Consider the following 19,430-nt stretch of genomic DNA (forward strand, 5'->3'; position numbering starts at 1 on the left):
TCCGCCTTCTATTTTACCGCCTCCGCTGCCAAATACACCATGAGCCAACCATCTAATGTTTCCCTGTCCTACCGTGACGCCGGCGTCGATATCGACGCCGGTGACGCCCTAGTCGAAGCGATCAAGCCGTTTGCCAAGCGCACCATGCGCGAGGGCGTGATGGGCGGTCTGGGCGGTTTCGGCGCCATGTTCGAGATCAGCAAGAAGTACAAGGAGCCGGTGCTGGTGTCCGGCACCGACGGCGTCGGCACCAAGCTCAAGCTCGCTTTCGAGCTGAACCGCCACGACACGGTCGGCATCGACCTGGTCGCCATGAGCGTCAACGACATCCTGGTGCAGGGCGCCGAGCCGCTGTTCTTCCTCGACTACTTCGCCTGCGGCAAGCTCGACGTGCCGACCGCGACCGACGTCATCAAGGGCGTGGCCAAGGGCTGCGAGCTGGCCGGCTGCGCGCTGATCGGCGGCGAAACGGCGGAAATGCCGAGCATGTACCCGGCCGGCGAGTACGACCTGGCCGGCTTCGCCGTCGGCGCGGTGGAAAAATCGAAGATCATCGACGGCACCAAGATCGTGCCGGGCGACGTGGTGCTGGGCCTGGCCTCGTCGGGCGTGCACTCGAACGGTTACTCGCTGGTGCGCAAGATCATCGAAGTGGCCAAGCCTGACCTGGAAGGCGACTTCCACGGCCGCAAGCTGGCCGACGTGCTGATGGAGCCGACCCGCATCTACGTCAAGCCGCTGCTGGCGCTGATGGACAGCATGGAGGTCAAGGGCATGGTGCACATCACCGGCGGCGGCCTGGTGGAAAACATCCCGCGCGTGCTGCAGGCCGGCCTGGTGGCCGAGCTGGACTCGACGGCGTGGACCATGCCGCCGCTGTTCCAGTGGCTGCAACAGCACGGCGGCGTGGCCGACGCCGAGATGCACCGCGTCTTCAACTGCGGCATCGGCATGACCGTCATCGTCGCGCAGGAGAACGCGGACGCCGCCGTGGCCCAGTTGCAGGCCGCCGGCGAGACCGTCTCGCGCATCGGCCGCATCCGCGCCCGCGTCGGCGACGAGCACCAGACCACCGTCATCTAAGCGTTTGGCGGCGCGCGGCGCGCCCGGCGCGCCGCGCGCCGCATAAAAAAACGGCCCGTGCGCGTCAGCGTCCGGGCCGTTTTTGCGTCCGCGCCCGGGGCGGGGCGGGCGGCGTCGTCAGGCCGTTTTGACGGCGCGGCGGCGGACGACGAAGCCGACCAGGCCCAGGCCGGCCAGCAGCATGCCGTAGGTTTCCGGCTCGGGCACGCCGGACACCAGCGCGACGGCGTAGGCGCCGCCGTAGACGCCGTCGGCGTTGCCGCTGACGCGGATGTGGTAGGCGCCGGGCGTGCCCAGGCCGATGTCGTAGGAAATGTTGTTGCCGGGGAAGGTGCCGTACCAGACGGTGTCGCTGGCCGAGGTGCCGCCCCAGACCGAATAGCTCAGCGCGCTGATGTTGAAGATCGAGGCCGAACCGAGCACCAGGTTGAGCGCGTGCGCCGACGAACCCAGGCTGCCGGTCGGCACGATGAAGTCGATGGTGTCGTTGAACATGCCTGCGTCGTGGGTGAACAGGTGGCCATACGGCGCCGCCGCGTCCTGGCCCAGCAGGCCGGCGTTGATCTGGATGTCGTTGGCCAAGACGGCGCCGCTGCCCAAAGCCAGAGCCAATGCCGCAAAGAGTGTGGTGGTTTTCATGTTTTCCCCGTGAGTGTGCCGGCCAGGTTTGGCCGGTCGAGCCGGGGTGGGCGCTGCGCGGCCCCCCGACACATCCCACTGTAGAGATAGGGCGCGGCCGGCTCCGTGTGCTGGCACACGCTGGCCGGGCGGGCGGGAAAATATTGTTGAGTTCGCACCACACGGGCGTCGCGGCCGCCGCTTGTTGCTTTGCCGCCACGCCGCGCGAACAGTGCTGGAGTTGCCTTTTGGCAAGGAGTAAGCTCGGTGGCGGACCCCGCCGCGCACGCGCGGCCGGGCCGCCCCACCACCTTGGAGACGAACATGATGCGACGACTATTTCTACGCGCGGCCCTGTTGTTGGCGGCCGCCGGCAACCTGCACGGCGCCGGCGCGGCCGAGGGGCACGCTACCTTGGACGAGGCGCAGGCCATGGTGCGCAAGGCGGCCGCCTACCTGAAAAAGAACGGCATCGACAAGACGGTGGCCGAGGTCAACCAGCCGAAGGGCCAGTTCGTCGACCGCGACCTGTACGTGACCATCCTCGACGGCAAGAACATCAACCTGGCGCACGGCGCCAACCAAAAGCTGGTCGGCAAGGATCAGCGAGATGCGCGACGCCGACGGCACCTACATCGCGCGCCAGCGCAACGAGGTGCTCAAGACCAAGAACGAGGGTTCGATCAATTACCGCTTCCTCAACCCGGTGAGCGGCAAGATCGAGCCGAAGACCATGTTTTTCACCAAGGTCGACGGCTACGTGGTCAGCTGCGGCGCCTACACCCCCTGAGCGGACGCGCGGGCGCGGCGGTCGGCATAGGCGCTTAGTGGCGCTTAGCGCCGCCGCGCCGGTGCAGGCCCTCAATGTCGAGCAGTGTGACTTCGCCAGAGCTGGGGTCGTCGCAGTTGAAGGTGAGGCGCCAATTGCTGTTGATCTCCATTGCATAGCGCCGATTGTGGCCAGCCAACAGCTTCACGTTCTTAATACGGCCGTAGGCGGCTTGGATGTCGACGAGACTCTTGGCGCTGTCCAAATGGACCAGCGCCAAGCGCAGGGCTTTTGCCCAGGTGGGCGAGATGCCGCTCAGATCCTGAGCGCCAGAAAGCCAGAATCGGCGCAAACCTGGATGCAGGAAGGCCTTGTGTGGATTCTTGATCGTCATGACGTTGCCGGGACCTGGAAGAGGTTGACGCCGAATGGGATCTGCGGTACTTTTCATCCAAGGTAAATCAAACCGCGTGGCAGGGCCGGAAGGTACGACAACAAAGCTGGACTTTGTTATTTTTTGCTCCAATTGTTACGTGTTGCGCAATGCGCAATGAAGGGGGCACCATGATCACCATGCATCCAGGCGAGTATCTGCAGGTCAGTTATATGGAACCGCACGGGCTGACACAGAAGGATTTAGCGGCCAGCCTCGGTGTCTCCACCGCCGCCGTCAGCAGATTGCTGGCTGGTAAATCCGATCTCTCCCCCGAGATGGCCGTGCGTTTGCAGTTGGTCTTTGGCCGCTCGGCGGAATCCTGGATGAGCATGCAGACCAGCCACAGTCTGGCCTTGGCGAAGGCGGCGCTCGATCCGGCCTCGGTCCGGCCGATTTTTCTTGGCGAAAAAGACGCCGCCTAGCCCGGGCCCGGCCGCTAGCGTTTGAGGATCTTCTCCACCGCCGCCGGGCGCAGGCGGTAGGCGTCCGGCATGCCGGAACCGAGCAGCGGGCGCAGGTAGAGGCGGAAGGCGTCGGTGACGTCGGTGCCGCTGGCGCTGATGAACTCGTCCTCCATGGTGCGCGTCTTGCCGGCCACCGCCTCCAGCGGCAGCAGGGCGTAGTCGACCGAGTAGAAGCCGGTGCGCTGGATCGCCACCGAGCCGTCGCGCTGGCCCCACATGGCGAACTGCACGGCCTTCTCGCCGACCTCGCGCGCCTCGCGCTGGTCGACGTCGGAGACGCAGCCGATGAAGGAGCGCTGCAGGTAGCCGAAGGTGTCGCCGCGCACCCGCTTGATGCCCAGCCTGGCCTTGATCTCCTCGCACAGCAGGTCGGCCAGCGCGCCGTTGCCCGACAACTGCACGTTGCCGTGGGCGTCGCGCTCGAGTTCCCTGGCCAGCAGGGCGGCGATGGGCTGGCCGGCGGCGTCGTGGATGCCCTCGGAGACGGCGACCACGCAGCGGCCGTGGCGGGCGTACATGGCCTTGACGTCGGCCAGGAACTGCTCGAGCACGAAGACGCGCTCGGGCAGGTAGATCAAATGCGGGCCGTCGTCGGGGAACTTCTTGCCCAGCGCGGCGGCGGCGGTGAGGAAGCCGGCGTGGCGGCCCATCACCACGCCGACGTAGACGCCGGGCAGGGCGGCGTTGTCCAGGTTGGCGCCGGCGAAGGCCTGGGCGACGAAGCGCGCCGCCGAGGGGAAGCCGGGGGTGTGGTCGCTGCCGACCAGGTCGTTGTCGATGGTCTTGGGGATGTGGATGCAACGCAGCGGGTAGCCGGCGGCGGCGGCCTGCTGGCTGACGATGCGCACGGTGTCGGACGAGTCGTTGCCGCCGATGTAGAAGAAGTGCTCGATCTCGTGGGCGCGCAGCACCTGGAAGATCTCCTGGCAGTAGGCGATGTCGGGCTTGTCGCGGGTCGAGCCGAGCGCCGACGAGGGCGTGGCGGCGACCAGTTCGAGGTTGTGGCTGGTCTCCTGGGTCAGGTCGACGAAGTCCTCGTCGACGATGCCGCGCACGCCGTGGCGGGCGCCGTAGACCCGGCTCACGTCGCGGAAGCGGCGCGCCTCGAGCGCCACGCCGACCAGCGACTGGTTGATGACGGCGGTCGGCCCGCCCCCCTGTGCGACCAGAATTTTTCCCGACGACATGCGCGACTCCTCCTCTAGGGTGGCGCCGGCCGGGCGGCCCGCGCCACCCTAGCGTAGCGCATTTCGGCGCCGCTGCGTAGCCTTGTTCGCGCCGCCTAGCGCGGCCCGATGTGCTTGGCCAGGAAGCGCTCGACGCGGCCCCAGAAGTCGATGCGGGTGCGCGCCAGCGCCCAGTCGTCCTGCTCGCCGTCGTAGCGCAGCCAGTCGACCTGCGGGTTGCCGGCCTTGACGGCGGCGTGGAAAGCCTCGCCCTCGGCGAGCGGCACGCGGCGGTCGGCGGCGCTGTAGGCCAGCAGCAGCGGCTGCTTGATGCGGGCCGCCTGGGCCAGCGGCGAGGTGGCCTGGAACTGGGCGGCGTCCTTGACCGGGTCGCCGACCAGCTCGGGCATGCCGTGGCGCAGCCAGTCGTCGCTGGTGTCGGCCAGCACGCCGTGGCGGGCGGAATACAGCTGGCCGATGTCGGTGATGGCGGCCCAGGCCACGCCGCAGCGGAACAGCGCCGGCTCCTTGGCCAGCCCCATCAGGGTGGCGTAGCCGCCGTAGCCGGCGCCGGCCAGGCAGATGCGGCCGGGGTCGGCGATGCCCTGGGCGACGGCCCAGCGGGCGCCGTCGGCCAGGTCGTCCTGCATCGCCAGGCCCCATTGCCTAGCGCCGGCGCGGAAGTGCCGGGTGCCGAAGCCCATGCCGCCACGGTACTCGGGCTGCAGCACGGCGTAGCCGCGCGAGGCGAGGAACTGGGCCTCGGCGTGCCAGCCCCAGTCGGCGCCGCGCCGCTGCGGGCCGTCGTGCACCAGCAGCACCGTCGGCAGCGGCTTGGCGGCGCCGGGCGGCAGGGTCAGCCAGACGGGGATGCTCAGGCCGTCGCGCGCCGGATAGCGCAGCAGTTGCCGCGGCGCCATCCGCGCCGGCGCGATGGCCGGGCGGCTGTGGCCGAGCAGGCTCAACTTGCCGCTGGCGCGGTCGAACAACAGGAAGCTGGCCGGCTGGGTGTCGGAGTAGGACTCGACCAGCAGCCACGACGAGTCGGCCTGCGCGGCCGTCGACACCAGGTTGACGGTGTTGGGCAGCAGGGCGTCGACGCGGCGCTGCTGCGCCTGCATGTCCGGGTCCAGCCAGACCATCGAGGGGGCGTCGGACAGCACGCGCAGGCCCAGCAGGCGGCCCTTGCGGTGCACCAGCGCGCCGTGGAAGTCGTAGTCGGGCAGGCTCAGCAGCGGCGCGGCGGCCAGCTTGCCGCTGGCCGGGTCGAGCGCGTAGACGGCGCTCTTGTCGGCGCCGGCGTCGGCGCCCACATAGAGTTTGCCGCCGCTGCCGAAGCCGAGCGGCGCGTAGCCGTCTGCCGCGTAGGCGTAGGTGGGGAACTCGGCCAGTTGGCGCCAGCTGTCCTTGGCCGGGTCGAGGTAGTGGACGGCGCTGCGGCCGTCCCGCCGGGTCAGCGCCAGGCGCGGCGCGCCGTCCTGGTCGAGCAGCCACGCGTGCACCGGGCCGGGGCGCGGCACCCGGCTGGCGGCGCCGCTGACGGTGTCGAGCTGGACCAGTTCCCAGTGGCTGAAGTCGCCGGTGTTGTCGTTGAAGGCGGCGCGGCTCACGTAGATGCGGTCGGAGTCCTGGGCGCCGGCCTGGCCGAGCAGGTAGGTGTGGGCCGGCTGCAGGTGGCGCTTGACCAGCGGACCGGGCGGCGGCGCGTGGCGGTCCTCGGTCAGCACGCGCAGGTTGGCGCCGTCGCGGTCGACCGCGTAGAGGCCGTGGTCGAGCGCCGCTTCCCCGGGCGGGCGGCTCCAGTCGCCGGTGCCGAAGACCAGGCGGCGCGGATTGACCCACTCGAACTCGGCGACGTCGATGTCGCTGAATTGGGCCACCGCGCGCCGTTCCAGCGTGTCCAGCTCGACCACGGCGAGCAGGGCGCGCGCGCCGGGGGCCGCCGTGCGCATGGCCAGGTAGCGGCCGTCGGGCGAGAGCTTGGCGCCGCTCATGGCGGCGGCGTCGAAGAAGGCGGCGGGCGGCGGCATGGCGGCGGCCGGCACAGGGTCCGGCGCGGCGGCGGCGGCGTCCGCCGCCGCCGCGTGGTGGCAGGCGAGCAGCAGCAGGGCGGTGCCGAGGGGCCGCAGCAGGCGGCCGGTCAGGGGGAGGGGCATGGTGTCCTCGGGGTGGTCCGGTTCAGGGTTGCTGGCGCTGGGCGCCGATGTGCTTGGCCAGGAAGCGCTCGACGCGGCCCCAGAAGTCGATGCGGTTCTTGGCCAGCGACCAGCCGTGGCCCTCGCCGTCGTAGACCACCCACTCGACCTGCGGGTTGCCGGCCTTGACGGCGTGGTAGAAGTCCTTGCCCTGGTAGAGCGGCACGCGGCGGTCGTCGCTGCCGTGGGCCAGCAGCAGCGGCTGCTTGATGCGGGCCGCCTGGGCCAGCGGCGAGGTGGCCTGGAAGCGGGCGGCGTCCTTGACCGGGTCGCCGATCAGTTCGGGCATGCCGTAGTTGCGCCATTCGTCGCCCATGTCCGACAGCACGCTGTGGCTGTTCGAAAACATCTTGCCGATGTCGCTGACGCCGGCCCAGTCGATGCCGCACTGGTACAGGCCGGGGTCGTTGACCAGCCCCATCAGCGCGGCGTAGCCGCCGTAGCTGGCGCCGGCGATGCAGACCCGCTTGGGGTCGGCGATGCCCTGGGCGACGGCCCACTTGACGCCGTCGGCCAGGTCGTCCTGCATGGCCAGGCCCCATTGCTTCCAGCCGGCGCGGAAGTGCTTGGCGCCGAAGCCGGTGCTGCCGCGGAACTCCGGCTGCAGCACGGCGTAGCCGCGCGAGGCGAGGAACTGGGCTTCGGCGTCCCAGCCCCACTCGCCGCCGCGCAGGTTCGGCCCGCCGTGCACCAGCAGCACCATCGGCAGCGGCTTGTCCTTGCCGCGCGGCAGGGTCAGCCAGGCCGGGATGCTCAGGCCGTCGCGCGCCGGGTAGCGCACCAGGCCCGGGTGCCCATCTTTTCGGCCTCGATGTCCGGGTGGCCGTAGCCGACCGGTTTGACGGCGCCCGTCGCCGTGTTGAACAGCAGGAACATGGACGGCTGGGTGTCGGAATAGGAGCGGACCAGCGACCAGGGCGAGTCGGCGTTGCGCGCCGTCGAGACCAGGTTGATGTTGCCCGGCAGCAGCGCGTCGACGCGCTGCTGGAGCGCCTTCATGCCGGCGTCGAACCAGACCGTGCTACGGGCGTCCGACAGCACGCGGACGCCGAGCAGCTTGCCCTGGCCGTACACCAGCGAACCGTCGAAGTCGTAGTCGGCCAGCGAGATCAGCGGCTCGGCGGCGACCTTGCCGCTGGCCAGGTCCAACAGGTGGACGCTGCTCTTGTCGCGGCCGGCGCGGGTGACCACGTAGAGCTTGCCGTCGGCGCCGAAGCCGAGCGGCACGAAGGCCCCGGGCGACTCGCCGAACGAGGGAAACTCCGCCAATTTGCGCCATTTTCCGCCGGCCGCTTCAAGATAGTGGACGGCGCTCTTGCCGGCGTCCTCGGTGACGGCCAGGCGCGGTTCGCCGGCGCGGTCGAGCAGCCAGGTCTGCACCTTGCCGGGCCGCTGCACCGTGCTGGCCAAGCCGCTGGTGGTGTCGAGCTGCACTAGATCCCAGTGCGTGACGTCGCCGCTGGCGTCGTTCCAGCCGGCGCGTTGCACGTACACCAGGTTGGACTTTTGCGCGCCCGCCTGGCCCAGCAGGAAGGTGTTCCAGGGCAGCACGTTGCGCTTGATGAGGGTGCCGGTGGTCGACGGCGGCATGAAGCTGCTCTCGGCCAACTGGCGGAAGTTGCCGCCGTCGCGGTCGACGGCGAATAGGCCGGAGCCGTGGCGCTGGTCGCCCGGCGCCACCAGGCTGTCGTGGCTGTCGAAGATCAGGCGCTGCCCGTTGACCCAGTCGAAGTCGCCGATGTCGGCGTTGTCGAACTGGGCCACGCGCCTGGGGGCCAGCGTGTCGAGCTCGATGACCGCCAGGCCGTCGCGGGCCGGCGGACTGGCCAGACGCACGGCGAGGAACTTGCCGTCGGGCGAGAGCTTGGCGTCGCTCATCTGCGCATTGTTGAAGAAGGCGGCCAGCGGCGGCGCGGCGCCGGCCGCCGCTGGCGGCGCGCTCGCCGCCAAGGCCGGCGCGGCCAGCTGGGCGGCGCCGAGCAGCAGGGCGGCGGCCAGGCAGCCGGCGCGCAGGACGGGGTGTGCTGACATGTTTGCTCCGTGTTGATCGAGTTACTATTTTTTCCAAATAGATAATTTCCACAGGATAACATTTGCTTGCCGAAAATGCGACCCGCTGCATCGACGGCCCGCCCCGGGCCGTCAAGCGGCCGCCCCGCCTTGGCGCGCCAAGGCGGGGCGCCAAGGCGGAAGGATTCAGCCCCCGCGCTCGGGCGCCCGCACGTAGGCGAGCATGGCCTGGATGCGCGGCGCCGGCGGCGCCGTCAGCAGGCTGACCACGGCCGCCGCCAGCAGGCCGGCCGGCACGCCGAACACGCCGGCCGAGATGGGCGCGATGTGGAACCACTGGCCGGCCGCGCCGCTGCCCAGCACCGGGTGGCTGTGCAGCATGTAGTAGACGCAGACGGCGAAGCCGGCCAGCATGCCGGCGATGGCGCCCTGGCCGTTGGCGCGGCGCCACCAGACGCCCAGCACCAGCGCCGGGAACAGGGTCGAGGCGGCCAGCGAGAAGGCGGCGCCGACCAGCGACAGGATGTCGCCCGGCCGCTGCGAGGCGGCGTAGGCGGCGATGAAGGCCACCGCCAGCAGCAGCAGCTTGGAGATGGTGACCCGCTTCTGCGTCGAGGCGCCCGGGTCGACCATCTTGTAGTAGACGTCGTGCGAGAGGGCGTTGGAGATGGCCAGCAGCAGGCCGTCGGCGGTCGACAGCGCCGCCGCCAGGCCGCCGGCGGCGACCAGGCCGGAGATCACATAGGGCAGGCCGGCGATCTCCGGCGTGGCCAGCACCAGCACGTCGCCGTCGATGGCGATCTCGGCCAGTTGGACGATGCCGTCGTGGTTGACGTCGTTGATGCTGATCAAGGGCGTCAACTTGTCGACGTTGGCCCAGTACGACACCCAGGTGGGCAGGCGGGCGAAGTCGCTGCCGACCAGGCCGGAATAGATGTCGTACTTGACCAGCACCGCCAGCGCCGGGATGGTCAGGTAGATCAGCAGGATGAAGAACAGGGTCCAGAACACCGAGACGCGGGCCTCGTGCACCGAGCTGGTGGTGTAGGAGCGCATCAGGATGTGCGGCAGCGCCGCCGTGCCCAGCATCAGGCACAGCGCCAGGGCGAGGAAGTTGTTGCGCTTGATGTCGGACTGTTCGCGGTCGGCGCCGGGGAAGGGCTGGCCGTGCGGCGTCAGCGGCGCGGCGCGCGCCAGGTTCCAGCGGCGCGCCTCGTCCCACAGCCGGGCCGCCTCGTCGGGGTTCTTCGGGTAGGCCAGCAGGGCCCGCTCGGCGCCGCGGATCTCCAGCAGCGAGGCGTTGCGCTGCTTGACCCGGGCCAGTTGGTGCTGGGTGGCCAGGCGGCCGGCGTCCCACGAGGCCGGCAGGCCGGCCAGCTGGTCGGCGTAGGCCTGGGCGCGCTGGGCGAAGATGGCGCGCACCTGGCGCTCGCCCGGGTCGGCCGCCAGCGCCGCCTCGCGCGCGCCCAGCTTGGGCAGCAGCTGGCCGTAGGCGAGCTGGGGCAGCGGGTTGTCGGCGTGCTTGGCCGACAGCCAGATGGCCGGGATCAGGAAGGCGATCACGATGATGATGTACTGCGCCACCTGGGTCCAGGTGATGGCGCGCATGCCGCCGAGGAAGGAGCAGACCAGGATGCTGGCCAGGCCGAGGAAGATGCCGACCGAGAAGTCGACGCCGGTGAAGCGCGAGGCGATCAGGCCGACCGCGTAGATCTGCGCCACCACGTAGGTGAAGGAGACCACGATGGTGGCGGCCACCGCCAGGCTGCGCACGGCGCGCCCGCCGCCCTCGCCGCCGTAGCGGGCGGCGAGGAAGTCGGGGATGGTGTACTGCTCGAACTTGCGCAGGTAGGGCGCGATCAGCAGCGCCACCAGGCAGTAGCCGCCGGTCCAGCCCATGATGTAGGCCAGGCCGTCGAAGCCGTGCAGGTAGAGGCCGCCGGCCAGGCTGATGAAGCTGGCCGCCGAGATCCAGTCGGCCGCCGTCGCCATGCCGTTGAACAGGGCCGGCACGCGCCGCCCCGCCACATAGTATTCGAGCACGTTGGAGGTGCGGCTCAGCACGCCGATGGTGGCGTACAGCACGATGGTGGCGAACATGAACAGGTAGCCGATCCAGACGCGCGGCATGCCCTCCTGCTCGAGCACGGCGAGCGCCACCAGGAAGCAGGCGAAGCCGCCGGTGAACAGCAGGTAGTAGCCGCGCAGGCGCTGGAAGAAGGAGCGGGCGGCCTTCACGCGCCGTCCTGGAAGCGGGCGGCGCGGTAGTCGCGGTCGAGCCGCCGCATGCGCCAGGCGTAGCCGCCGATGATGGCCAGGTAGACCAGCGAGGCGCCCTGCGCCGCCAGGTAGAACGACAGCGGCCAGCCGAACAGGCTGAGGCCGGCCAGCTCGCGGGCGAAGAAGGCGGCGGCGAAGCCGGTGCCCAGCCACAGCAGCAGCAGGCCGGCGCTCAGGCGCCGCGTGGCCCGCCAGTGGCGCGCCAGGCGCAGCCGCTCGGCCTGCAGCGGGGTGGCGGGGGTGGTCGGATTATCCATAATAGACGGGCTCGTTTTCTTCGGCCGGCGCGGCCGCCAGCCGCGGGAAGCTGAGGCGGAACAGGCAGCCGGGCATTTTGGCCTGGTGGGAGCGCGGGTTGCTGTAGACGTCGACCTCGGCGCCGTGCTGCAGGGCGATCTCGCGGACGATGGCCAGGCCCAGGCCGGAACCCTCGACGTTGCTGCCGAGGATGCGGTAGAAGCGTTCGAAGACGCGGGCCCGCTCGGTGGCGGGGATGCCGGGGCCGGTGTCCTCGACCTCGAGGATGGCGTGCTCGGCGTCGCCGCGCACGCGCACCGTGACGCTGCCGCCGGCCGGCGTGTAGCGCAGCGCGTTGTCGATCAGGTTGGAGAGCATCTCGCGCAGCATGGTCGGGTTGCCGGCGATGTCGATCTGCTCGGCCGGCGGCTCGAAGCCGAGGTCGATGCGCTGGCTGAACGAGCTCGGCACCCAGTCCTGCACGCCGCTGCGCGCCAGCTCGGCCAGCGCGATCGGCACGTAGGCGGTGCCGGCCTGCGGCTGGTTCTCCGCCCGCGCCAGCGCCAGCAGCTGGTTGACCAGGCGGGTGGCCGCCTCCGAGCTCTTGGCCAGTTGTTCCAGCGAGCGGTGGATCTCGCCGCTGTCGGTCTGGCGCAGCGCCAGCTCGGACTGCATGCGCATGCCGGCCAGCGGCGTCTTCATCTGGTGGGCGGCGTCGGCGATGAAGCGCTTCTGCATCTCGATCGACAGCGAGAGCCGGGCCAGCATCTCGTTGAGCGAGCGCACCAGCGGCGAGATCTCCTCGGGCACCTGCTTCGAGTCGATCGGCGACAGGTCGTCCGAGCCGCGGGCGCGGATGCGCTCCTGCAGCTGGGCCAGCGGCGACAGGCCGCGCGCCAGGGCGAACCAGACCAGCGCCAGGACGATCGGCAGGACGATGAACTGCGGCAGGATGACGCCCTTGATGATGGCGTTGGCCAGCTTGCCGCGCTTCTCCAGCGTTTCGGCCACCTGCACCAGGGCCATGCCGGCCTCGGGCAGGCCGCGCTCGTCGAGCTCGATGTAGGAGTAGGCCACGCGCACCGGCGTGCCGTGCATGTTGTCGTTGCGGAAGCGCACCGCGCCGGCGCGGATGTCGTCGTCCTCCTGCGGCTGCGGCAGGTCGCGGTCGCCGTCGACATAGCCGCCGTCGGCGTCGGCGATCTGGAAGTAGACGCTGTCGACGTCGTCGGCGCGCAGGATGTCGCGCGCCGAGCCGGGCAGGCGCTTGACCAGCTTGCCGTCGACCTCGCGCACCTGCTGCGCCAGCACGGTGACGCTGTCCTCGAGGGCGTGGTCGAAGGGCTGGTTGGCGATCGCCTTGGCCACCAGGTAGGTGATGGCGATGCTCATCGGCCACAGCAGCAGCAGCGGCGCCAGCATCCAGTCGAGGATCTCGCCGAACAGCGAGTGCTGGATGTCGTCGTCCTGCTCGCTGGCGGGCGGCTGGTAGCCGCCGAACTCGGCGCCGGCCTCGTCGGCCTGGGCGCCGTCGCGCCCGCTCACTTGGCCTCGGGCGCGTCGGCGCCGGCCTTGGCGGCCTCGCTGAATTTCTCCAGGCAGTAGCCGAGCCCGCGCACGGTGACGATGCGGATGCCGCCCACCTCGATCTTCTTGCGCAGCCGGTGCACATACACCTCGATGGCGTTGTTGCTGACCTCCTCGCCCCATTCGCACAGGTGGTCGACCAGCTGCTCCTTGGACACCAGGCGGCCGCTGCGCGCCAGCAGGATCTCCAGCAGGCCCAGCTCGCGCGCCGACAGGTCGAGCATCTGCTCGCCGATGTAGGCGCTGCGGCCGACCTGGTCGTAGGACAGCGGGCCGTGGCGGATCACCGTGGCGCCGCCGCCGGCGCCGCGGCGGGTCAGCGCGCGCACCCGCGCCTCCAGCTCGGACAGGGCGAAGGGCTTGGCCATGTAGTCGTCGGCGCCCAGGTCGAGGCCGTTGACGCGCTGCTCGATCGAGTCGGCCGCCGTCAAGATCAGCACCGGCAGCAGCGAGGCGCGGGCGCGCAGCCGGCGCAGCACCTCCAGCCCGCTCATCTTGGGCAGGCCCAGGTCGAGGATCAGCAGGTCGAACTCCTGGGTCGACAGGGCGGTGTCGGCCTCCTGGCCGTTCTTCACGCAATCGATGGCGTAGCCGGACTGGCGCAGCGAGCGCGTCAGTCCATCGGCCAGCACACTATCATCTTCGGCAAGTAAAATACGCATGGCAAGCAATCCGACGGGGTAAGTGTGTATTGTGTGGCATTTCCCCCGGCGAGGCCAATTTTTGTCGCGCCGCCGTTGCTGGGCGGCGCAGGGCCGCTTTGCGCTATTTCAAGGCGACGGCAAAATCCCGCTTGCAATAAGCACTGTTTTTTTATACAGTGTCGTCTGTCACGAAGAATTCGACTCGCAATTCCCCCATTCACCGCGCTTACCCGGGCTGAAAGAAGATTATGGACGATAAAAAAGCTGTTGTACCCGCATCTGAGAAGGCGAAGGCGCTGGCCGCCGCGCTGGCCCAGATTGAAAAGCAGTTCGGCAAGGGTTCCGTCATGCGCATGGACTCCAGCACCCCGATCGAGGAAGTCCAGGTCGTCTCGACCGGCTCGCTCGGCCTGGACATCGCGCTCGGCGTCGGCGGCCTGCCGCGCGGCCGCGTGGTGGAAATCTACGGCCCCGAGTCGTCCGGCAAGACCACGCTGACCCTGCAGACCATCGCCGAGATGCAAAAGCTGGGCGGCACCTGCGCCTTCATCGACGCCGAGCACGCGCTCGACGTCGGCTACGCGCAAAAGCTGGGCGTCAACCTGCACGAGCTGCTGATCTCGCAGCCGGACACGGGCGAACAGGCGCTGGAAATCTGCGACGCCCTGGTCCGCTCGGGCAGCGTCGACATGGTGGTGATCGACTCGGTGGCGGCGCTGACGCCGCGCGCCGAGATCGAGGGCGACATGGGCGACTCGCTGCCCGGCCTGCAGGCCCGCTTGATGTCGCAGGCGCTGCGCAAGCTGACCGGCTCGATCAACCGCACCAACACCCTGGTCATCTTCATCAACCAGATCCGCATGAAGATCGGCGTCATGTTCGGCAGCCCGGAGACCACCACCGGCGGCAACGCGCTGAAGTTCTACGCCTCGGTGCGCCTGGACATCCGCCGCACCGGCTCGATCAAGTCGGGCGACGAGGTGATCGGCAACGAAACCAAGGTCAAGGTCGTCAAGAACAAGATCGCGCCGCCGTTCAAGGAAGCCCACTTCGATATTCTTTATGGCGAAGGCACTTCCCGCGAAGGCGAGATCCTCGATCTGGGTTCGGATGCGAAGATCGTCGAGAAGTCCGGTTCCTGGTACAGCTACAACGGCGAACGCATCGGCCAGGGCAAGGACAACGCCCGCGCCTTCCTCAAGGAGCGTCCGCAGCTGGCCTGGGAGATCGAAAACAAGGTGCGCCTGTCGCTGGGCGTGCGCGAACTGCCGGCGCTGACCGGCGACAAGGCCGAAAAAGCCGACAAGCCGGAAAAAGCCGACAAGGCCGACAAGGCCGAGGCCAAGCTGAAGGCGGTCGACTAGGCCCGCCGCAACCAGTTAGTCACAGCGGGACGGGACGGGCGCGGCCAGCAGGCGCGCCGGTCCCGGCGAAGTTTGCTGGCGGGTACCGGCCCGCCACACCAGTCAGCCACCGTGCCGCGTTTTGCGGAGCGGTGGTTTTCTCATTGCGCAAAGGGTTTTATGGCAGCACCGCAACTTAGCCTGAAGGGACGCGCGCTGCGCTACCTGTCGATGCGCGAGCACAGCCGGCTCGAGCTGGGGCGCAAGCTGGCGCGCCACGCCGAGGAGGGCGACGACGTCGAGCTGCTCGACTTCCTCGAGAAGAACAACTGGCTGTCGACCGAGCGTTTTTCCGAATCTTTGGTGCACCGCCGCGCGGCCCGCTACGGCAACAGCCGCATCGTCGCCGAGCTGCAAAGCCACGGCGTCGGCGGCGAGGCTTTGCAGGAGCTCAAGGCCGGCCTGGTCGAGGGCGAGACGGCGCGCGCCTGCGAGGTGTGGCGGCGCAAGTTCGGCACGGTGGCGGCCGACCCGCAGGAGCGCAACAAACAGATGCGCTTTCTGATGCAGCGCGGCTTTTCGCAGCGCGCCGTGTACGCCGCCCTGCGCGGCGTGGACCCGGACGCGGAAGAGTGAGGCCACCCCAGGCCGATAGATTGTCCGGTCCGGCCCGCGGCATGGCACCGGGGTCGGACCCCGTACGGGGTCCGACCCCGGTTCTCACGGGCTCGCCTTGCCATGCCGGATATTCACCGGACGCATCGCCGTCATATCAAATGCATATAATTTCAACAACGACAAAATCCCCGCCGGCGGCCCTGCCCAATCTTGTGTTTCCGACTGCAAAGCGGGCTTAACAGGTCGCATTTATGCTGCAAAGCACATGTTCTGGCGCAACAGCCGGCGCGGTGTGCTACACTTTTACGGTTTTTGCAGCGCCGCAGGTGCGGTAGTTGTCCGTAGAAGCTGCGGACACGTGCGATCAGCACATGGCTGCTTACTATTTTCCGCCGCGCAAGCGGCATCGGTCTTATGTCCCTGTCAACTCCCGTTCCCCGACGTGCGCTGCGGCACACGCGCGCAATCGACATCCAAGCGTTCGCCCGCGACGATGGCCTGTGGGATCTTGACGCCCGTATCACCGACATCAAAGTCAAGGACACCCTGCTGGCCTCCGGCCTGCGCAGCGGTGGCGACGCCCTGCACGACCTTTCCCTGCGCATCACCGTGGATTTGCAGCTGACCATCGTCGACGCCGAAGCCGTGTCCGATGCCGTCCCCTATCCCGGTTTTTGCAACACCATCGGCCCCGACTACAAGAAGTTGATCGGCCTGAACCTGATGCGCGGTTTCCGCCACGAGCTCAAGGCCCGCCTGGCCGGCGTGCACGGCTGCACCCACCTGACCGAACTGGCGCAGATCCTGCCCACGGCGGCGCTGCAGGCCTTCGCCAACGACGTCTGGTCGACCCACGACTCGGCCAACGCCAGCGCCGAGCAGCCGCACGACAAACCGTTTCAACTCGACAAATGCCATGCGCTGCGCACCGATGGTGGTGCCGTGGCGCAGTTTTACCCGCGCTGGGTGGCCAAAGCAGCACCGGGCTAGCGCGTAGCAGTATCTGCTTTTCGTTTCACACATTTCGCAGTATCAACCGATCTTTACACATCAGCATCAGAAGGGAAGCCAGCATGAAAATCCATGAGTATCAAGGCAAAGAAATCCTCCGAAAATACGGAGTGACGGTTCCGCGCGGTATCCCGTGCCTGTCCGTAGAAGAAGCGGTCAAAGCCGCCGAAACCTTGGGCGGCCCAGTCTGGGTTGTAAAAGCACAGATCCATGCCGGCGGTCGCGGCAAGGGCGGCGGCGTGAAAGTGGCCAAGTCGCTGGAACAAGTCAAAGAATTCTCCGAGCAGATCCTGGGCATGCAGCTGGTCACGCACCAGACCGGCCCTGAAGGCCAGAAAGTTCGCCGCCTGCTGATCGAAGAAGGCGCCGACATCAAGAAGGAACTGTACGTGTCGATGGTCACCGACCGCGTTTCGCAACGCGTCGTGCTGATGGCCTCGTCCGAAGGCGGTATGGACATCGAGGAAGTCGCCGAGTCCCACCCGGAACTGTTGCACTCGATCGCCATCGATCCAGCCGTCGGCCTGACCGATGCCGAGGCCGATGCCATCTCGACCAAAATCGGCGTGCCCGCCGAGTCGATCGTCGACGCCCGCGTCAACCTGCAAGGCCTGTACAAAGCCTACTGGGAAACCGACTCGTCGCTGGCCGAAATCAACCCGCTGATACTGACCGGTTCCGGCAAGGTCATCGCGCTGGACGCCAAGTTCAACTTCGACGCCAACGCCCTGTTCCGCCAGCCGGAAATCGTCGCCTACCGCGACCTGGACGAAGAAGATCCAGCCGAAGTGGAAGCCTCGAAGTTCGACCTGGCCTACATCTCGCTCGACGGCAACATCGGCTGCCTGGTCAACGGCGCCGGCCTGGCCATGGCCACCATGGACACCATCAAGCTGTTCGGCGGCGAGCCGGCCAACTTCCTGGACGTGGGCGGCGGCGCGACGGCTGAAAAAGTCACCGAAGCGTTCAAGATCATGCTGAAGAACCCTGGCCTGAAAGCCATCCTGGTGAACATCTTCGGCGGCATCATGCGTTGCGACGTCATCGCCGAAGGCGTCATCGCCGCGTCGAAGGCCGTTTCGCTGCAGGTACCGCTGGTGGTGCGCATGAAGGGCACCAACGAAGATCTGGGCAAGAAAATGCTGGCCGAGTCCGGTTTGCCGATCATCGCGGCCGACACCATGGAAGATGCAGCGAAGAGCGTCGTCGCCGCCGCTGCCGGTCAAGCTTAATTAAGGAATCAACATGTCCATTCTGATCAATAAAGATACCAAAGTTGTCACCCAAGGGATCACCGGCAAGACCGGCCAGTTCCACACCCGCATGTGCCGCGACTACGCAAACGGCAAAGCCGCTTTCGTCGCCGGCGTGAACCCGAAGAAGGCCGGCGAAGATTTCGAAGGCATTCCTATTTTCGCTAACGTCACCGAAGCGAAAAAAGAAACCGGCGCCAACGTGTCGGTCATCTACGTCCCGCCAGCAGGCGCGGCCGCAGCGATCTGGGAAGCCGTCGAAGCCGAAATGGACCTGGCCATTTGCATCACCGAAGGCATTCCTGTCCGCGACATGATGGCGCTGAAGGACCGTATGGCCAAGTCGGGTTCGAAAACCCTGCTGCTGGGCCCTAACTGCCCAGGCCTGATCACCCCGGACGAAATCAAGATCGGCATCATGCCAGGTCACATCCACAAACGCGGCCGCATCGGCGTGGTTTCGCGTTCGGGCACCCTGACCTACGAAGCGGTCGGCCAGCTGACCGCACTGGGTCTGGGCCAGTCGAGCGCGGTCGGTATCGGCGGCGACCCGATCAACGGTCTGAAGCACATCGACATCATGAAGATGTTCAACGACGATCCTGATACCGACGCGGTCATCATGATCGGCGAAATCGGCGGCCCGGACGAAGCCAACGCGGCTTACTGGATCAAAGACAACATGAAGAAACCAGTGGTCGGCTTCATCGCCGGCGTCACCGCTCCTCCGGGCAAGCGCATGGGCCACGCCGGCGCGCTGATCTCCGGCGGCGCCGACACCGCGCAAGCCAAACTGGAAATCATGGAAGCTTGCGGCATCACCGTCACCAAGAACCCGTCCGAAATGGCGCGTCTGCTGAAGGCCATGCTGTAATTAGCCGGATCGCAGTCGAGTAGTGAATAATAGCGGGGAGCCTAGTGCTCTCCGTTATCATTTTCGAAGCGCATTTCCGAAGCGCATTTCCGAAGCGCATTTCCGCGGCGCGCTGTTGCTGCGTGTTTCCATGGCCGTCCAGCGGCCCCCGGCTGGAGGACAGATTGGCGAAAATCATCATCTCGCATGATGGGCAGGTCGAGCGGCAGGTGCCCCTGAGCAAGGAGCGCGTCAGCCTGGGCCGCCACAGCCAAAACGACATCGTGCTGGCCCACCCCACCGTCAGCGGCCGCCACGCCGCCATCGTCACCATCCTCGACGACTCCTTCCTGGAAGACCTGCACAGCACCAACGGCACCTACGTCAACGGCCACCGCGTCGGCAAACACTTCCTGCAAGACAAGGACATCATCCGCCTGGCCAAGGTCGAGATGGAGTTCCGCGCCGACGGTGTGCGTCCCTCGGCGGCGGCCGCCACGGCGGCCATGGCGGCGCTGGCGACGCACGCCCTGGCCGATATTGAAATATTGAACGGCAACAACGCCGGCAAGCGCATGGCGCTGACCAAGCCGCTGACCTCGCTGGGACGGCCCGGCGCCCAGGTGGTGGCGATCCACCGAACCCCGGCCGCCTACCGCATCGAACAACGCGAGGGCGCGCTGCCGGTGCTGCTCAACGGCGTGGCGCTGGACGGCGCCGACACGCTGCTGCGGCACGGCGACGTGATCGAGCTGGACGGCACCCTGCTGGCCTTCCGCCTGGCCTGAGCCGGGCCGGCCGCGCGGCGCCGCCGCACTGACGAAAATTGTCAGTCGGCCGACACTTGTCGCTCCAACTGACAA

At 68.0% G+C, this 19,430-nt stretch carries 20 protein-coding genes; 9 read left to right on the plus strand and 11 right to left on the minus strand.

Annotated elements, in window-relative coordinates:
• Positions 1 to 39 precede the first annotated feature (39 nt).
• Positions 40 to 1,083: a phosphoribosylformylglycinamidine cyclo-ligase gene (purM, locus tag QC826_RS01440; RefSeq protein WP_099418345.1), complete on the plus strand. Its 1,044-nt coding sequence runs from the start codon at positions 40 to 42 to the stop codon at positions 1,081 to 1,083.
• A 117-nt stretch (positions 1,084 to 1,200) separates the two neighbouring features.
• Here the strand turns inward: purM and QC826_RS01445 are convergent, their stop codons facing one another.
• Both QC826_RS01445 and QC826_RS01450 read right to left on the minus strand, forming a co-directional pair.
• Complete coding sequence (locus tag QC826_RS01445) at positions 1,201 to 1,722, minus strand: FxDxF family PEP-CTERM protein (RefSeq protein ID WP_279764085.1); 522 nt, start codon at positions 1,720 to 1,722, stop codon at positions 1,201 to 1,203.
• Between the two features lie 321 nt (positions 1,723 to 2,043).
• The gene (locus tag QC826_RS01450) at positions 2,044 to 2,331 is read right to left on the minus strand and encodes a hypothetical protein (RefSeq protein ID WP_279764086.1); all 288 of its coding nucleotides are present in this window, start codon (positions 2,329 to 2,331) and stop codon (positions 2,044 to 2,046) included.
• Here QC826_RS01450 and QC826_RS01455 point away from each other — a divergent pair.
• Positions 2,312 to 2,491, plus strand: coding sequence for a hypothetical protein (locus QC826_RS01455; RefSeq protein WP_279764087.1), 180 nt, complete (start codon positions 2,312 to 2,314; stop codon positions 2,489 to 2,491). The genes QC826_RS01450 and QC826_RS01455 overlap by 20 nt on opposite strands.
• 34 nt (positions 2,492 to 2,525) lie before the next feature.
• Here QC826_RS01455 and QC826_RS01460 read toward each other — a convergent pair whose 3' ends face one another.
• Positions 2,526 to 2,864 (minus strand): type II toxin-antitoxin system RelE/ParE family toxin, encoded by a 339-nt coding sequence (locus QC826_RS01460; protein WP_279764089.1) that lies wholly within the window; start codon positions 2,862 to 2,864, stop codon positions 2,526 to 2,528.
• Between the two features lie 170 nt (positions 2,865 to 3,034).
• On the opposite strand from QC826_RS01460, the gene QC826_RS01465 reads away from it, so the two are divergent.
• A complete protein-coding gene (locus QC826_RS01465) occupies positions 3,035 to 3,328 on the plus strand; it encodes a HigA family addiction module antitoxin (protein ID WP_217429851.1) in 294 nt (97 codons plus the stop codon).
• Between the two features lie 14 nt (positions 3,329 to 3,342).
• Here QC826_RS01465 and QC826_RS01470 read toward each other — a convergent pair whose 3' ends face one another.
• From QC826_RS01470 to QC826_RS01505, 8 genes are all read right to left on the minus strand, one after another.
• Positions 3,343 to 4,557 carry a 6-phosphofructokinase gene (locus tag QC826_RS01470; protein ID WP_279764091.1) on the minus strand — a complete coding sequence of 405 codons (1,215 nt, stop codon included), beginning with the start codon at positions 4,555 to 4,557 and terminating at the stop codon, positions 3,343 to 3,345.
• Between the two features lie 95 nt (positions 4,558 to 4,652).
• On the minus strand, positions 4,653 to 6,692 hold the full coding sequence (locus QC826_RS01475; RefSeq protein ID WP_279764092.1) for a prolyl oligopeptidase family serine peptidase: 2,040 nt from the start codon (positions 6,690 to 6,692) through the stop codon (positions 4,653 to 4,655).
• Between the two features lie 22 nt (positions 6,693 to 6,714).
• Positions 6,715 to 7,512, minus strand: a complete 798-nt coding sequence (locus QC826_RS01480) for an alpha/beta hydrolase family protein (RefSeq protein WP_279764093.1) — start codon at positions 7,510 to 7,512, stop codon at positions 6,715 to 6,717.
• Positions 7,485 to 8,762: a hypothetical protein gene (locus QC826_RS01485; RefSeq protein WP_279764094.1), complete on the minus strand. Its 1,278-nt coding sequence runs from the start codon at positions 8,760 to 8,762 to the stop codon at positions 7,485 to 7,487. The genes QC826_RS01480 and QC826_RS01485 overlap by 28 nt, the downstream gene beginning before the upstream one ends.
• 165 nt (positions 8,763 to 8,927) lie before the next feature.
• On the minus strand, positions 8,928 to 10,979 hold the full coding sequence (locus QC826_RS01490) for a sodium:solute symporter family protein (RefSeq protein ID WP_279764096.1): 2,052 nt from the start codon (positions 10,977 to 10,979) through the stop codon (positions 8,928 to 8,930).
• Positions 10,976 to 11,278 carry a DUF4212 domain-containing protein gene (locus QC826_RS01495; protein WP_279764098.1) on the minus strand — a complete coding sequence of 101 codons (303 nt, stop codon included), beginning with the start codon at positions 11,276 to 11,278 and terminating at the stop codon, positions 10,976 to 10,978. Before QC826_RS01495 ends, QC826_RS01490 begins: the two co-directional genes overlap by 4 nt.
• Positions 11,271 to 12,803, minus strand: a complete 1,533-nt coding sequence (locus QC826_RS01500) for a sensor histidine kinase (protein ID WP_279764099.1) — start codon at positions 12,801 to 12,803, stop codon at positions 11,271 to 11,273. Before QC826_RS01500 ends, QC826_RS01495 begins: the two co-directional genes overlap by 8 nt.
• Complete coding sequence (locus QC826_RS01505; protein WP_093381984.1) at positions 12,800 to 13,507, minus strand: response regulator transcription factor; 708 nt, start codon at positions 13,505 to 13,507, stop codon at positions 12,800 to 12,802. The genes QC826_RS01500 and QC826_RS01505 overlap by 4 nt, the downstream gene beginning before the upstream one ends.
• A 230-nt stretch (positions 13,508 to 13,737) precedes the next feature.
• On the opposite strand from QC826_RS01505, the gene recA reads away from it, so the two are divergent.
• The 6 genes from recA to QC826_RS01535 all read left to right on the plus strand — a co-directional run bounded on the left by recA (position 13,738) and on the right by QC826_RS01535 (position 19,355).
• Positions 13,738 to 14,853, plus strand: coding sequence for a recombinase RecA (gene recA / locus QC826_RS01510; RefSeq protein ID WP_279764100.1), 1,116 nt, complete (start codon positions 13,738 to 13,740; stop codon positions 14,851 to 14,853).
• 159 nt (positions 14,854 to 15,012) lie between these two features.
• Entirely contained in the window at positions 15,013 to 15,468 is a 456-nt protein-coding gene (gene recX, locus QC826_RS01515; RefSeq protein WP_279764101.1) for a recombination regulator RecX, read from the plus strand.
• A gap of 396 nt (positions 15,469 to 15,864) precedes the next feature.
• Complete coding sequence (locus tag QC826_RS01520) at positions 15,865 to 16,440, plus strand: DUF2889 domain-containing protein (RefSeq protein ID WP_279764102.1); 576 nt, start codon at positions 15,865 to 15,867, stop codon at positions 16,438 to 16,440.
• Positions 16,441 to 16,523: 83 nt separating this feature from the next.
• Positions 16,524 to 17,693, plus strand: a complete 1,170-nt coding sequence (gene sucC / locus QC826_RS01525) for an ADP-forming succinate--CoA ligase subunit beta (RefSeq protein ID WP_099418281.1) — start codon at positions 16,524 to 16,526, stop codon at positions 17,691 to 17,693.
• Positions 17,694 to 17,706: 13 nt separating this feature from the next.
• Positions 17,707 to 18,588 (plus strand): succinate--CoA ligase subunit alpha, encoded by an 882-nt coding sequence (gene sucD, locus QC826_RS01530; RefSeq protein ID WP_093381999.1) that lies wholly within the window; start codon positions 17,707 to 17,709, stop codon positions 18,586 to 18,588.
• A 164-nt stretch (positions 18,589 to 18,752) separates the two neighbouring features.
• Positions 18,753 to 19,355: an FHA domain-containing protein gene (locus tag QC826_RS01535; RefSeq protein ID WP_279764103.1), complete on the plus strand. Its 603-nt coding sequence runs from the start codon at positions 18,753 to 18,755 to the stop codon at positions 19,353 to 19,355.
• Positions 19,356 to 19,430: the final 75 nt, after the last annotated feature.

It is taken from the genome of Rugamonas sp. DEMB1, assembly GCF_029834475.1.
Lineage (GTDB): Bacteria > Pseudomonadota > Gammaproteobacteria > Burkholderiales > Burkholderiaceae_D > Rugamonas > Rugamonas rubra.